Annotated in this window: 10 protein-coding genes and 4 pseudogenes; 8 read left to right on the top strand and 6 right to left on the bottom strand. The window is 62.7% G+C overall.

Features of this window, described 5'->3' with window-relative positions; genetic code table 11:
* Positions 1-18 precede the first annotated feature (18 nt).
* Positions 19-339, bottom strand: a complete 321-nt coding sequence (locus W823_RS44760; RefSeq protein WP_023958962.1) for a 2Fe-2S iron-sulfur cluster-binding protein — start codon at positions 337-339, stop codon at positions 19-21.
* 120 nt (positions 340-459) lie between these two features.
* On the opposite strand from W823_RS44760, the gene W823_RS44755 reads away from it, so the two are divergent.
* Positions 460-1,470 (top strand): AraC family transcriptional regulator, encoded by a 1,011-nt coding sequence (locus W823_RS44755; protein WP_031332468.1) that lies wholly within the window; start codon positions 460-462, stop codon positions 1,468-1,470.
* Between the two features lie 105 nt (positions 1,471-1,575).
* On the opposite strand, the gene W823_RS44750 is transcribed toward W823_RS44755, so the two are convergent.
* A complete protein-coding gene (locus W823_RS44750) occupies positions 1,576-2,166 on the bottom strand; it encodes a TetR/AcrR family transcriptional regulator (protein WP_031332467.1) in 591 nt (196 codons plus the stop codon).
* Positions 2,167-2,474: 308 nt separating this feature from the next.
* Here W823_RS44750 and W823_RS44745 point away from each other — a divergent pair, with 308 nt between their 5' ends.
* The 7 genes and pseudogenes from W823_RS44745 to istB all read left to right on the top strand — a co-directional run bounded on the left by W823_RS44745 (position 2,475) and on the right by istB (position 11,027).
* Positions 2,475-2,927 carry a PaaI family thioesterase gene (locus tag W823_RS44745; RefSeq protein ID WP_023958954.1) on the top strand — a complete coding sequence of 151 codons (453 nt, stop codon included), beginning with the start codon at positions 2,475-2,477 and terminating at the stop codon, positions 2,925-2,927.
* On the top strand, positions 2,924-4,114 hold the full coding sequence (locus tag W823_RS44740; RefSeq protein WP_235189561.1) for a cytochrome P450: 1,191 nt from the start codon (positions 2,924-2,926) through the stop codon (positions 4,112-4,114). Before W823_RS44745 ends, W823_RS44740 begins: the two co-directional genes overlap by 4 nt.
* A gap of 482 nt (positions 4,115-4,596) precedes the next feature.
* A pseudogene (locus tag W823_RS44735) lies at positions 4,597-5,223 on the top strand (TetR/AcrR family transcriptional regulator).
* A gap of 118 nt (positions 5,224-5,341) precedes the next feature.
* Positions 5,342-8,358 (top strand): annotated as a pseudogene (locus W823_RS44730) (RND family transporter).
* Positions 8,359-8,559: 201 nt separating this feature from the next.
* Positions 8,560-8,688, top strand: a pseudogene (locus tag W823_RS44725) (IS256 family transposase); the annotation flags it as partial.
* Positions 8,689-8,826: 138 nt separating this feature from the next.
* Positions 8,827-10,179: a DDE-type integrase/transposase/recombinase gene (locus tag W823_RS44720; RefSeq protein ID WP_023955293.1), complete on the top strand. Its 1,353-nt coding sequence runs from the start codon at positions 8,827-8,829 to the stop codon at positions 10,177-10,179.
* Positions 10,176-11,027 carry an IS21-like element helper ATPase IstB gene (gene istB / locus W823_RS44715; protein ID WP_023955291.1) on the top strand — a complete coding sequence of 284 codons (852 nt, stop codon included), beginning with the start codon at positions 10,176-10,178 and terminating at the stop codon, positions 11,025-11,027. The genes W823_RS44720 and istB overlap by 4 nt, the downstream gene beginning before the upstream one ends.
* Before the next feature lie 306 nt (positions 11,028-11,333).
* On the opposite strand, the pseudogene W823_RS44710 reads toward istB, so the two are convergent.
* The 4 genes and pseudogenes from W823_RS44710 to W823_RS44695 all read right to left on the bottom strand — a co-directional run.
* A pseudogene (locus tag W823_RS44710) lies at positions 11,334-11,621 on the bottom strand (MarR family transcriptional regulator); the annotation flags it as partial.
* Positions 11,622-12,256: 635 nt separating this feature from the next.
* On the bottom strand, positions 12,257-13,207 hold the full coding sequence (locus W823_RS59650; protein WP_161634018.1) for an acyltransferase: 951 nt from the start codon (positions 13,205-13,207) through the stop codon (positions 12,257-12,259).
* A gap of 54 nt (positions 13,208-13,261) precedes the next feature.
* Positions 13,262-14,020 carry an SGNH/GDSL hydrolase family protein gene (locus tag W823_RS44700; RefSeq protein WP_081729784.1) on the bottom strand — a complete coding sequence of 253 codons (759 nt, stop codon included), beginning with the start codon at positions 14,018-14,020 and terminating at the stop codon, positions 13,262-13,264.
* Between the two features lie 51 nt (positions 14,021-14,071).
* The gene (locus W823_RS44695; protein WP_152538084.1) at positions 14,072-14,269 is read right to left on the bottom strand and encodes a hypothetical protein; all 198 of its coding nucleotides are present in this window, start codon (positions 14,267-14,269) and stop codon (positions 14,072-14,074) included.
* Positions 14,270-14,288 lie beyond the last annotated feature (19 nt).

The following is a 14,288-nucleotide window of genomic DNA, read 5'->3' as shown; positions in this document are numbered from 1 at the left end:
CTGTCCGTTCTCTCGTCGTTACAGCTGGTACTCGGGGAGTTCGACGATCAACCCGTCCCACTGCTCAGTTGCCGTCATCTGGCAGGACAGCCGCGAGGTCGGTTGACGCTCGGGGTGCATCGCGAGCATCTCCTCCTCACCTGGGCCAGAGCGGCCGACGTGCTCGGACCACTGCGGATCGACGATCACATGGCAGGTGCCGCATGCTGCCTCACCTCCGCAGTCGCCGTCGATGCCGGGCACCGCGTTGTTGGTCGCGATCCGCATCAATGACTGGCCTGCTTCGACGGGCGCTTGGTGCTTCTCGCCGTCGTAGGAGACAAAGGTGACAATTGCCATAACCAACTCCTGTTACGTTGTCCTTGGTGTGGGGACTACTTCAAAGTGTCGTGGAGCACAAGCGCCGCGGCTATGTTCACTCAAGTCATTAAGTTGTGAATTCGGGTCAGGACCCACCATATGAACAGGGATTCGTTAGTTCCCCCGCTGGTGTTCGTGCAGATGCTCGAGAGCCAGGCGCTCGACCCGGACGCCATCGCGCGGCTTCGCGCCATCATGACTCGCGCCGGCGCTGACGAGGCGACGCTGCTCGAGCGTGACATCCCGGCACCGCTGCAGTGGTTTCGGCAGGTCTATCCCGAGCTCGACATCGACCAGGCAACGCTGCTGGGTTTTGCGTTCGCCGAACAGGCCCGTCTGACGTCGTTTGGAGCCCTGAGTGTTCCGCTGGTCAGTGCGGGCTCGATCACCGAGGTCGTAGAATTACTCACCTACCTGCCGTTGATTTCGACAGCTCTTCGCCCGCAGTTGCATCCTGGTGACCATGGCCTCACGGTCGGGCTCACCGCATACACCGGCGACCGAGCCCTGGACTGCCTTACTGTCACGTACAGCGGCGCAACGTTGTTGCGGCTGCTCGACATGCTCGTCGGTGACGCCCCGACCGTCACACTCCACATGAACTGGTCAGCACCCACCGCCCTGGCCACGCATGAAAAGGATCTGGCCGTCGCCGGGCGCCTGCACTTTGACGCTCCGATGTCCTACCTGTACGTCCCCGCTGACACGCTCGACGAGGTGTGCCGGTTCTCCGATCCCCTCGCCTATCGGCTCGCGGTCGCGGACCTGAAGCGGACCCTTGACCAGAGAAGCGGAGATGTGTCGTTCTCCGAAAAGGTCAGGCAGCTGTTAGAGAAAGATCCCAGACAGCCCCATAGCCAGTGGGTCGCGGACGAGTTGGCGGTATCGACAAGCACACTCAAGCGGCGCCTGTCTGCGGAAGGGACGACCTTTCGTGAGCTGCGCGAGTCGTGTCTGCGTGAGAACGCGATGCTGATGTTGCTCACCCGATCAATGTCGGCAAGTCAGATCGCCACCGAGCTCGGATACAGCGATCTGACCAGCTTCTCGCACGCCTTCAAGCGGTGGACCGGCCACTCTCCGAGCGAGTTTTTACACTCCCGTCCGTGAGCAATCCCCACCACCCATTGTGATTTGCCGCGGTGTCGGCCTTTTGGCTGTTGGTACTCGTGGGTCTGGGTGCGCTTCAGTTGGTGCCAAGGGCCGCGATCTTTGTCAGCCTGGCGCGGGAGGTTCCTCGAGTCCTAAATAGCGCAGTGCAACTCGTGAGATCTGGCGTCCTGTTGTCTGACGATCGCCAGCAGGCAAGACAAGGTGACTCACGGTCAGCCGGACGAGCGCGTCGACTCCGTCAGCGACATCGTCACCGTCCAGTTGCGGAAAGTGCGCGGCGAACCAGCGCACCAGCTCGTGCGAGGCGATCTGAAGCAAAGTGGTCGAGGACGTCAACAGCGGCAACATCCCTGTGCCGCGTGCGGTTTCCTCGCTGACGTCGGCAGGATTGGATGTCAGGACCGCTTTGAGCAGAGGGCTGGCAGTGGCCTCATCCAGCGTGAATCGCACCGAACAGACGATGGCCTCTGCGGCATCGCCGCTGTGTTCATCGAGAACTCGACGAATCCCCGTCAGGAACCGTTCTCCCTCACGCACCACCAGGGCGTCACCCAACCCCTGCTTGTCCCCGAACTCTTTGTACAACGTCGGCCGAGAGACCCCGACCCGCGCGGCTATCTCAGCCACGCGCACCCGATCCCACCCCTTTTCCACGGTCAATATGTGAGCTGCCGAGAGCACTTGCTCGCGCATGTGCCGTCGGAACGACATGCGCATCGTCTCGCTCGCCATGGCGACACTCTAAACACATGACCGATTTTGTCCATTCTTGACCAGAATGCAGTGTTCAGCGCGGTGCCGCGCCAGGCGGCCCGACGTTGACATTCTAGGTAGATCTGACTGCACTGTTGACAGTTATGGTTCATTTGTAGTGCTGTTACATCAGCGAACTTCCTCGGCCCGATTGGAGCGGTGTGACAGATGGCCCAAGTGGGATAACAGGTTCGCCGGATTCACCTGCCGATCATATCGACCCCGTGCTGGCTGGCTGGGCGGCTGGAATGGTAGCTGACCTGCCCGACGGTACGCAGCTACCTGCGCACTCCCCTGGCTGCCTTGGTTGCGGGCCTGACAATCCTCACGGACATCACCTCGAGGTACATCGCGACGGCGACCGCGTGCATGCGGCGCTCACCTTCGACGAACGCCACGTGGGAGCGCCCGGTATAGCCCATGGCGGTGCGGTGGCCACCGTCTTTGATGACCTGTTCGGATTTACGCTTTTCATCGTCGGCGAGCTAGCCGTCACCCGCTCGCTGCAGGTCGAGTACCTCGCACCCGTGCGACTGGGAACTGACTACACGGTCGTTGCAAAACTGGACCGACGCGAGGGCCGTCGACTCCATGTCGATGCGCACCTATCCGAGCCGGGCGGCCGCGAGATCGCCACGGCATCAGCGTTGTTCATGACGGTGACCCTTGAGCACTTCGCGCGCGCACTCGAGCAGCCATGAGCACCGACGCGAACGGCGCTAGTCTGCTCAGGGAAGCACTTCTAACCGACCACGGCAGTGCCGGCCCCTACGAGTCCTACCAGCGACTACGCGCCGCTCATCCAGTCCTACAGACGAGTTCAGGGGTAGTGGTGCTCAGCCGACACCGCGACTGCGACAGCGCTCTGCGCGACCGCACCTTGGGCAAGGCCGACGAGTCACTGGGGTTTGGGCTCACTGAGGTGCCCGACGCGCTACAGCGCAGAGCCATGCACCGCTTCCGACGCACTATGCTTTTCCGCAACCCTCCCGATCACACCCGGCTTCGCCGGTTGATCACCGACGTCTTCACCACGCGCCACGTCGAGTTGCTGCGCGCCGGTATCGTCGCGACCATCGAGCACCTGCTCAGTGAGATGGCAGGCAAATCGACCGTCGATGTGATGACCGATCTCGCACTGCCCCTTCCCGTGAACGTCATCGGCGATCTGCTCGGCGTGCCCGCCGAAGGACGAGATCTAGCCGCCAACTTGGTGCGCGACCTGGTAGCACCCTTGGAGCCGATGTCCGATGCACAAGCCATTCGGCAAGCGGCCCACGCCGAGGATCAACTGGCTGAATACCTTGGAACGCTGCTCGCAGACAAGCGCATTCACCCCGCCGACGATTTACTCAGCAGACTTGCCGCAGCGCACGGCGAGGACAGCCTCGACGACGACGAATGCGTCGGTACCGCAATCTTGCTGTTCGCCGCCGGCTTCGAGACCACCACCAATCTCATCGGCAACGGGCTGGCAGCACTCCTGGCCAACCCTGATCAAGCCGACCTCCTACGCCGACGACCTGCGTTGTCCGCCAATGCTGTCGAGGAGCTCTTGCGCTATGACGCCCCCATTCAGACGAACGGACGTACCGTACTCGAACCGACTCAGATTGCCGGGGTCGACCTTGAGCCAGGCCAGGTCGTACTCATCTTGCTCGGTGCAGCCAATCGCGACCCTGACCACATCAAATGCCCCGACACCCTCGACATCACCCGCACTGTCTGGCGGCCGCTGTCGTTCGGTGCAGGCATCCACTTCTGCCTCGGTGCCGCGCTCGCCCGTATGGAAGGCGCGGAGCTGTTTCCGCGACTACTGAACCGATTCCCCGAGCTCGCCGCAACTGGAGAGGCGACATGCGACCGGGGCTCTCGTTCCGCGGTCTGATCTCACTCCCAGTGACCACCCAATGACAACTTCCGCGCCGGCTAACCTCGACAGGCTAGATGAGTCTGCGGCTGCGCAACGCGACGCGTCCGGACGCCCTGCACCCGACCCGGCCTGTGCCCGGTTCGCCCTCCTGCCCAAGACGTCCTCACCAGAGCTGGATACTCGGATTCACTTGTGTGCGCGTGCAACCATGGCGCGCTGCCAGGCCCTTGCTGCACACCCGGACAAACCCTTCAGCAGTACCCACCCCAGCCCTGCCGCCAAGCCCCGAATTGATCTACCAACCCTTCGCCGAAGGTACCCCGGAGGCGGGCACCGTGGCGCCGACCTTCCTGCCGGGTCGGGGTGTCGAACAGGTGAATTGCACGACTAGCCCGGCGGACACTCCTCGACTTTCGCTACTATCAGTAGCACTTCGTGCGAACGAAGATCGCCAGGCGCCCGAGAGCAGTCTCGGGGATGGGAGTGTGGGTGCGGTGATGGCGGCCAGGCGCGACGCGGGTCCTCGGTCCAAGGACGTGATGGATGACAAAGACCCGCGTTTGGTTCGTTCACGCAATCGGTTGGTTGATGCGGCATCTGCCCTGTTGAAGACCGGCGGGGTTGATGCAGTCACGGTCGGGGCGGTCTCCCGGATGTCGTGGGTGGCTCGAACGACGTTTTACCGGCATTCGACGGCAGCACCGATTTGTTGGCTGCGGCGTTCGAACGATTGTTGCCCCCACGCCGACGTCCCTGACGCGCACGGACCAATCCGCGACAGTTTGGTGCGGTTGGTCCGTGCTCAGGCTGCGTTGATCGAGCAGGCGCCACTGCAATTGACCACCTTGGCGTGGCTGGCGATGGTGCCCGAGGAGCCCGGGGAGCAGCAGAACACCCTCGCGCCGCTGCGCGCTCGTGTCATCGCGCAGTACCGGGAACCGTTCGATCAGGTGTTGCAGAGCGCCGCCGCCCAGAAGGAACTCGACGAGTTCGATCCCGGCGTGGCCATCACCCAGCTCGTGGGCCCGCTGGTCTTCGCGCGGCTGTCCGGCCTTCGCTCGATGAGTGGCGCAGACTGCGAACAGCTTGTCGACGATTCTCTGGCCGCCCACCGTCGCGACTGACCGAAGTCCCGCGTGCCGAACCATCCCTCCTTTTCGCTACATGTTGTAGCGTAGTGATACCGATTGATTCATTTGTCGAAGGGTGTGCGATGCCAACGCAGCGATGGATGCGTGAGCAGTGGTGAAGCTTCGGCGATCAACCGGCCGCGGTGAGTACAGCCGGTCGCTGGGTCAGGTGGGACGCTTCGTCTTGTCGCACAAAGCGCTGGTAGCGGGCGTCTGGGTGGCTGTTGCCGTGGTGTTGGCTGTGCTGTTTCCCCAGTTGGAAACAGTTGTGCGCCAGCAGTCGGTGGACCCAATTCCTAAGGGAGTGCCGTCGTTTCAGGCGCTCGATCGCATGGGCGAGGCGTTCGACGAAAAGGGCGCAAAGACCACGGTGTTCGTGGCAATGGAAGACCCGGCCGGACTCACCGAGCCCGCCCGCCAACGCTATGACGACCTCGTGGTCCGGCTCCGCGCCGACCGCGACGATGTGCAGGCCGTACGCGACCTGCTCGCCGACCCGATCACTGCCCGACAAGCGCTCAGCGAAGACGGCAACGCCTGGTACCTGCCCGTCGGGGTCAGCGGCAGCCTCGGCGGGCCGACGGCGGCCCACGCTGTGGAATCGATCCGCGAGACTGCAGCAGAGGTCTTCGCCGGCACCAGCACCACGGTCCACGTGACTGGACCAACAGCGACCTTCAGCGATCAAATCGTCACTGCTGAAAAGGATCTGGTGATCATCACCATCGCCACCGTCGTGCTGATCGCCATAATCTTGCTGATCGTATATCGGTCAGTATTCACTGCGTTGCTGCCGCTTTTGGTCATCGGTATCAGTCTCGCCGTAGCCCGCGGAGTCCTGTCTGCGTTAGGTGAACTGGGCATGCCAGTCTCGCAATTCACCGTTGCGTTCATGACTGTCATCTTGCTTGGCGCCGGTGTGGACTATTCGGTTTTTCTGGTCAGCAGATACCACGAACGGCTGCGCCAAGGCGCCGCCGCGTCCGACGCTCTCATCGATGCCACCGCCACCATCGGCCGGGTGATCCTTGCGTCGGCAAGCACTGTTGCTCTCGCGTTCTTAGCCATGGTCTTCGGGCAGCTCAGCGTCTTCGCCACCCTCGGCCCCGCCTGCGCGGTGGCGATCCTCATCGGATTCCTCGCCACCGTGACATTGTTGCCGCCAGTGCTGTTGTGGGCTGCGCGTTGGGGGTGGGGTGCCCCGCGCAAAGATCTCACGCGGCGCTACTGGAACCGCATCGCGGTCCTCGTCGTACGCCGCCCGGTGCCGTTGCTGGCCGTCAGCCTCGTCGGGTTGACGTTCCTCAGCCTCACCGCGCTGGGCATTCAGATCACCTACGACGACCGAGACGGTCAACCGAAAACCACCGACAGCAACGAAGGTTACGCACTGCTCAACCGGCACTTCCCGCAAGACATCACCATCGCCGAATTTGTCGTCGTGGATTCGCCCACCGATCTGAGAACAACCAACGGACTTGCCGACCTTGATCAGATGGCAGCTCGGATTGCGCAGATCCCCGGCGTCACCCGTGTGGTCGGTGTCACTCGCCCGACCGGGGCCAAACTCGAACAAGCCCAACTCTCCTGGCAGAACGGGCAGATCGGCGATCGCCTGTCCGGCTCAGTAGGTGAGGGCCAAGCCCGCAAAGGCGACCTCGAACAATTGCGTTCTGGTGCAGACCAACTCGCCGACGGCCTCGAACAACTCGACATACAGATCCGCACCAATCTCACCCCACTGGCCGGCATTCTTAACCAAGTCACCACCATCGGGGCCGAAATAGGTCAATACCAACCACTTCTACAAACACTGACCGCCGCCGCACCCCAACTCGACCAAGCCGCGCAGAACGCCCCTCAGCTAGCAGCCCTGGCCGAACAGTCATCAGCCGCCATAGCCACAATCACCTCAGTGCTCCCGTTACTGGATAACTCAGCGCTGTGCACTCAACTACCCCAATGCAGCACCCTGCGCCAACAAGCCCGCGATCTCGCCGCACTCCGCGACAGCGGGTTCTTCACCCAGATCACGACACTGTCCACCCAGCTCGCGCAGATGGACACCCCCCTCACCGCGGTCACCAACCAACTCAACGCCACCGTCGCCACCCTCGAGACCACTCTGGGAACCATCGGGGCCCAAGACCTGCCAACCAAACTCGCCCAACTGCAGACCGGGGTCTCCCAACTCGCCGCCGGCTCGCGAACACTCGTCGAAGGCGTATCTGCACTCGTCGACAGCAACCTTCAACAACTCGCCGGCATGGCCACCCTCGCCGCCCAACTACAGACCACCGCGCGCGAAACCCGCGGCTCGGACTCGGCCACCGGCTTCTACTTACCCAAAGATGCTTTCGCTGACCAGCAATTCGCCGACGTTGCGCGCCAATTCATCTCCCCGGACGGACACACCGTGCGCTACGCCGTCCAGACAAGCTTCGACCCCTACAGCGCGGACGCCATGCGCCTGGCCAGCACCATCGCCACCGTCGCCAACGACGCAAAACCCAACACCACCCTGACCGACTCCACCGTCTCCGTCGCCGGCTTCCCCGCCATCAACGCCGACCTGCAACGACTGCTCACCAACGACTTCCGCCTCCTGGCCCTGGCCACCCTGGCCATCGTCGGCATCATCCTGATCATCCTGCTGCGCTCACTGGTCGCACCCATCTACCTACTCGGCACCGTCGTACTCAACTACACCGCAGCATTGGGCATAGGCGTCCTGATCTTTCAGCACATACTCCACACCGACATCGCTTGGCCCGTACCACTATTAGCGTTCATCGTCCTGGTAGCCGTCGGCGCCGACTACAACATGCTGCTGGTCTCACGATTGCGCGAAGAATCACATCACACGTCCGAGTCGGAGTGCTCCGCACCGTCACCAACACCGGCTCAGTCATCACCTCAGCAGGCCTCATCTTCGCCGCCAGCATGTTCGGCCTCATCGCCGGCTCCATCGGCATCATGACCCAAGTCGGACTCATCATCGGCGTAGGTCTTCTTATCGATACTTTCATCGTCCGCACCATCGTGGTACCGGCCATCGCCACACTCCTCGGCAACGCGAGCTGGTGGCCCCAAAAACCAACGCCCACTCCCACCCACCACCGCCACTGACCCCACCCCGCAGACAAGAGTAGGCCGACGTCGACGAACAGATCCAGTACTTCCCGGACCCGACCAGGGCCTTCGAACACTTCCGCCACTTGACAAACACAGAGGCACCAAATTCTCAGGCCCCACCGGGACTGTCTGAATAACGGTGGATCCGGTCCTTGATTCAACACGCCGAGCTGAGCTTGGCGGGAAGGATCGACGATGACCGAAACACTTGATCCCATGGCAGAGACTGAGGTGGATCAGAAGCAGTTGGCCGAGCAGCTCCTGGCTCAGGCCAAGGAGCAGGGCGTGGAGTTGATGGGCCCGAACGGACTCCTCAATCAACTCTGACGGCGCTCATTGAAATTCCCCAGTAACGCTCACTGAAATTCCCCACCCGTGTGGCACCGCCAACGAGGGCGGGTCTCCCTCGATGCTGATGGTCTCTGACCACTCATCAGCTACTCGAAGGAGACCCGCTTTCTCATGCTTACATGGGAGGACGATATGGAAGTACACGCCCTGCACAAACGAGGGTTGACGATCTCGGCGATCGCCCGCCACACCGGCCGAGACCGCAAAACGGTCCGCGCCTATCTCAACGGCACCCGCTCGCCCGGCGAGCGGGCGCGCAGCGCCGTCGATGCGTTCGAGGTGTTCGTCGCCTACATCACCGCACGCTTGATCGACGACCCACATTTATGGGCCCGAACGTTGTGCGATGAGCTCGAAGACCTCGGCTACACCCAGTCCTATCAAACGCTGACCCGCCAAATCCGCGCTCGGAACCTGCGCCCGGTCTGCCCGCAATGTCAGACCGCGACCAGCCGACCGAACGCGATCATCGACCACCCTGCGGGTGAAGAGACGCAATGGGATTGGGTGGACCTACCGGACCCACCGCCGTCGTGGGGCTGGGGTAAGACTGCGCATCTGCTGGTTGGGTCGCTGGCCCACTCGGGGCGTTGGCGGGGCTTCCTGGCCGCCGATATGACCCAGCCGACGTTGATCGCCGGCCTCGACCGGGTCACCCGCCAGCATGGCGGCCTCACGAAGGTGTGGCGGTTCGACCGGATGGCCACGGTCTGCCATCCCGATTCGGGTTCGGTGACAGCATCTTTCGCAGGCGTGGCCAAGTACTACGGAGTCAGTGTCGCGATCTGCCCGCCCCGGCGCGGGAACCGCAAAGGCGTCGTGGAGGCAGCCAACCGGGTCGCCGCCCAGCGGTGGTGGCGGACCCTGGGCGATGACGTCACCGCCGAGCAAGCCCAGAAGAGTCTGGACACGTTCTGCACCCGCCGAGGAGACACCCGCGTCCGGGTCACCGCTGACGGAAGGTCCACCGTCGCAACAGTTGCCGATCGTGAACCCCTAGCATCGCTGCCGAGTGCACCCTATCCGGCGATGATGACCGAGACCCGGAAGGTGAACCGGCAGGCGTTGGTGGCGTGGAAAGGCAATCAGTATTCGGTGCCGCCGGAGCTCGCGATGGGCGAGGTGACCGTAACCCATCAGCTCGGCGACGCCCACATCGATATCGCCACCGCCGGCGGGATCGTCGTCGCCCGCCACCGCCTCGCCGCTGAGGGGTCGGGGGTGATGGTCCGCGATCACGGCCACGTCCATGCGCTGAACACCGAGGCGATGGCCACGGCCAACACCGGTGGACCTCCGCACCGCCGCAAACAACGGATCCCACCCGGCAAGAGCGCGCTCGCTGCTGCAGATCTATTGCTGAACAACAACTCCCACACGGTAGCCACGGCCGACGAGTCTGCCACCGTGATCGACATGAGCGCTTATGAGCGCGCCGCACAGAACAGGACCACGCTGCGATGACCCGCACCAAAACAACAACCACCACCAACGCGGTGCCTGAGCCGGCGACGCAAGCTGAGATCTCGGTCTACCAGCAACTGCGGCACCACCTGGCGGTGCTCAAACTCCACGCCGCCGCGGAGGCCTTACCGGGGATGCTCGAGCGGGCACAGGGCGAGGGGTGGTCGATGACCAGCACCCTCGAACAACTCCTGGCCGTAGAAGTCGAAGAGAACCAGGCCCGGCGCCTGGCCGGCCGGTTGCGGTTCGCGAGCCTGCCCACCCCAGCCACCCTGGACGGGTTCGACTACGACGCCGCTCCCGGCGTGGACCGCCAGCTGATCGCCGAACTCGGCACCTGCGGATACCTCGAATCAGCGACAAACGTCCTGCTCATGGGTCCGCCAGGCACAGGAAAGACACATCTGGCGGTCGGGCTTGCCCGAGCGGCGGTGCACGCCGGGTACCGCACCTACGTCACCACCGCTGCCGATCTGGCGGCCCGCTGCCACAAAGCGGCTATCGAAGGCAGGTGGGCCACCTGCATGCGGTTCTATGCCGGGCCGACACTCTTGGTGATTGATGAGCTGGGGTATCTGCCGTTGCCTGCCGAGGCTGCCTCTGCGTTGTTTCAGGTTGTGGCACAACGATATTTGAAGACGTCGATCGTGATCACCACCAACCGCAGCATCTCCGAATGGGGCGAAGTCCTCGGCGACACGACCGTCGCAGCGGCCATGCTCGATCGGCTCCTGCATCGCTCGGTAGTCCTCAAACTCGACGGCGATTCCTATCGCCTGCGAGACCACCACGCCCGATCAGAAAACCACCGCACCGCCGCCGGAACCATCCGCCGGCCGCTACAGTAGACCCACCTCACGGGTGGGGAATTTCGATGAGCACCACTGGGGAATTTTCCTGAGCCCCGTCATCGCCAACTACTAGTTGGCGCCCACCGGGCTGAGAAGACTTGACTGCTGCGGCGCCTCGCCCGGTAACCACCTCGCGGCGCCAACCACACACGGCCTGATTCACAGACACTGCACGCGCGATCTCGGAATCCAACCGTTCAAGAGACCCGACACTCGCGAAACGTACTGTCCATCGAAGCGGTCAGTACGACATATTGCCGTCGCATCGATCAGCGAGCTGCCCTTGTGTGGGCACCGGGAGCGTCACGCTCGTGGTCGTCGAGGTGGGTGACCAGGTAGGCGCGCACCGCGAGCACATGACCCCTTGGCCGCCACGTGCAACTTCTCGCGACCCACGTCGGTGACGCGGCATTCCCGGTTGCGCAGGGTCCGGCACTGGTCTTTGGCCGTCCGCTCGATGAATCCGGCCTCCACCAGCCTGTCCACCCGGCGAGAGATGGTGCGTTCGCTGGTGAGCGCGCCATCAGCGAAATGGCTCATCCGCATGTGGTCGTGTTCGGACAGAAGAACCAGGATGCAGTAATCGGCAAAGGTGAGCCCCGACGCGGTGGCTCAAAGCGAGCGTTCTCTGCGCGCCACACATTTGAAATACCTTACCGCCTTTCTAGATCAAGCTGGCCGGCTGCATGGCTCCCTCATAGGGGTTCAACATTTCGGCTGTCGCCGCAAGGCGCCGCTCATAAGCGGCGTTGCACTTCAAGCCATTAGCGACCTTCCAGCATAAAGATGCGTTAGGTGCAGTTTGGGGGAACTGTCGAAGACGTCAACGACTGCGTCAACTTGACTCAGGTCGAGACGTTCACCAACTCATCAGCAACGTCCGCTAAGGCCACTAGATTGAGGCGGTCCGTCCAAAGATCCCGTCGCCCTGAGACGGTGGTGCCACCTAATGCACGCCGCAGGACGCGGTGGTCGGCAAGCCCTTGATTCAGAACACCTGGACGATCACCCTGGTGAACCGCTGTGCTTAGGCGTCGGCCGCTCGCGCGAACGTGTGTTTGAATCGGTCAACCCCGTGGTCGCACTCGGCGCGGGTGTGGAGTCGCCATGTTTGCCCGACGTTCTCGATGCCCCGGACCCCACTTTCCATCGGAGTGCCGGCTTCTCTACAAGAAACCAACTGGCCACCGCGAGCGGGATTGTGCCGGCGATGCTCGCGCCGACCATCACGACGACACCGTATTCGTGCAAACCGGCGAGGACAACGAGCTGTTGCACCACCCAGCCGTAGATGTAGACGCCATAACTGATGTCGATCTGGCCGCCGTCCACGCGCTCGACAAGCATGCGGGGGAACTTCGCTGCGATCCAGATGCACGCGTACGCGATACCCAGCGGCGCGACGACGCTGCCCAAACCCGCCAAGACGGCGCCCACAGAAACGATGAGCGCGCCGACCATGACCCACGGTGACGCCGAGATACGTTCCCGAAACATGTACACGGCGGCGCCGGCGAAGAAGTAGGTGCCGAGCAGCATATTGTTGAGATGTCCGTTGCCGGGGTAGCGTCCGAATGCCGGGCGATGCTGGCGAGGGTGAAAGCTGCGAAGACCCCAAGCACGACCCATCTGTTGCGGAACGGAGGGATCGTGAACAGCGCGGCGATCATTATGTAGCAGGCGAATTCGTACACCAGCGTCCACAGTGGACCGTTCCATGCGCCGGGGTAGGGCGCTCCGTCGAGGGTGTCTCCGACCGTCCACTGCCGGATCAACAGAGTGACGTTCTTGACGACGTAGCTGATCGCACTGTCGATCGACCAGCCACCCCGGACTGCGCCAGCAATCGGGGCCGCCACGAACGCGGTGAGGACGAGGCACACCCAGAAACCAGGGAAGATGCGGAGGACTCGGGCGCGAAAGTATGGCACGAGGTCGTTGCGAATCGTGCCGCCGGGCTTCTCATTGAACCTCTGCTTGCTCGCCGTAATGAGGAACCCGCTGATCGCAAAGAATGCCGCGACCGCGAACTCCCCGAGTTTGAGATCCCCCAGCTTCGGGTCGCTACCGAACCCACCCACGGGCCACGAATGAGACACAATTACCAACGCCGCAAACAGCAACCGCAGCGAGTTCAAACTGTTTGCACGCGAGTTGAAGAAATCCCCCAGAGTCATGCGCAGCATGATGCCGTACCTACGGTTACGGCGCCCACCGAGAAGCAACACCGCTCATCCATCTGACGCGTCCTCCCAGTCGATGTTGGGTTTGCAGGCGTCGCGGATCATCAGACCCCGATTGACTAGGGCCGACCGAAGTCCCTTAGCGTAAAGCTCGTTGCCTTCCCTGTTGAGGTGCAGCTCGTCGGCCGTGTAAAACGAACCGTCTGGTATCCATCGGAGGTCGATGGGGTCAATAAACGGGACACCCGTTGCCGCAGCGCCCGACCGGATCGCGTCGCGCAATTGCTTCACGTGAGCTTCTGACTGCCCCGGTGCAAGTATTGGCCCAACCGCGACGATCTGCGCGTCCGGTGCCTGGGTTTTCAGTTCGGTAAGTGTGTGTGCGGCCTGCCGCTGTACGTCAGCCTTCCCTACGTCAGAGTTGCCACCTTGCACGATGAGCAGGTCGGGGTCGCTCTTTACCACCTCAACGACGCGACCGGCGAAGCGTCGTGTTCCTGCGCCCGTCCCCGAGTTGATATACCCCGTACCGGGCTCCCCTTGCAGATTCAGGTTCCAGCACAACTGCGATGCTAGCTTTCTTGCCCAGACGTCAGCGGACCCTGGATCGACTCCAAGACTGTAGGAATCGCCGAGGACCGAGGCTTCGATGTAGTCGTACCGAGTGGGCTGGGCAACAGGTGTGTCCGAACCGCGGCTTGCCCCACCCTTGGACGGTGCGTCGCGAATGACCGCGAACAGGAGTAGCCCTAGGAACGCCATCGCGAGAACTACAACCGAACTGGCGGCCAGGCGTCGAGAACTCATGCTTTGAAATTATCCCTGCTATTCGTCTCTCAAGCACATCGGGATAACGACTCATCCCTCAACGACTTCCTCGGTCGTGAGGATCTGACGCAGAGCATCCTCGTATTCGGTTGCGAGTTGGCGCGAGGGCACGGCGATGCGGGCCGGCAGCCGACGGGCAGGGCCTGGCCTTTGGCGTGAGGGGGAAAATGGTACCCACTTGGCCCATTCCTGCGCGAGGTTCAGCAGACGTTCCTCGACGTCGCTCACGACTTGCATCGTCCCGACT

Origin of the sequence: Williamsia sp. D3 (assembly GCF_000506245.1) — a bacterium.
Lineage (GTDB): Bacteria > Actinomycetota > Actinomycetes > Mycobacteriales > Mycobacteriaceae > Williamsia > Williamsia muralis.
This window is presented reverse-complemented; position numbering and strand designations above follow the sequence as displayed.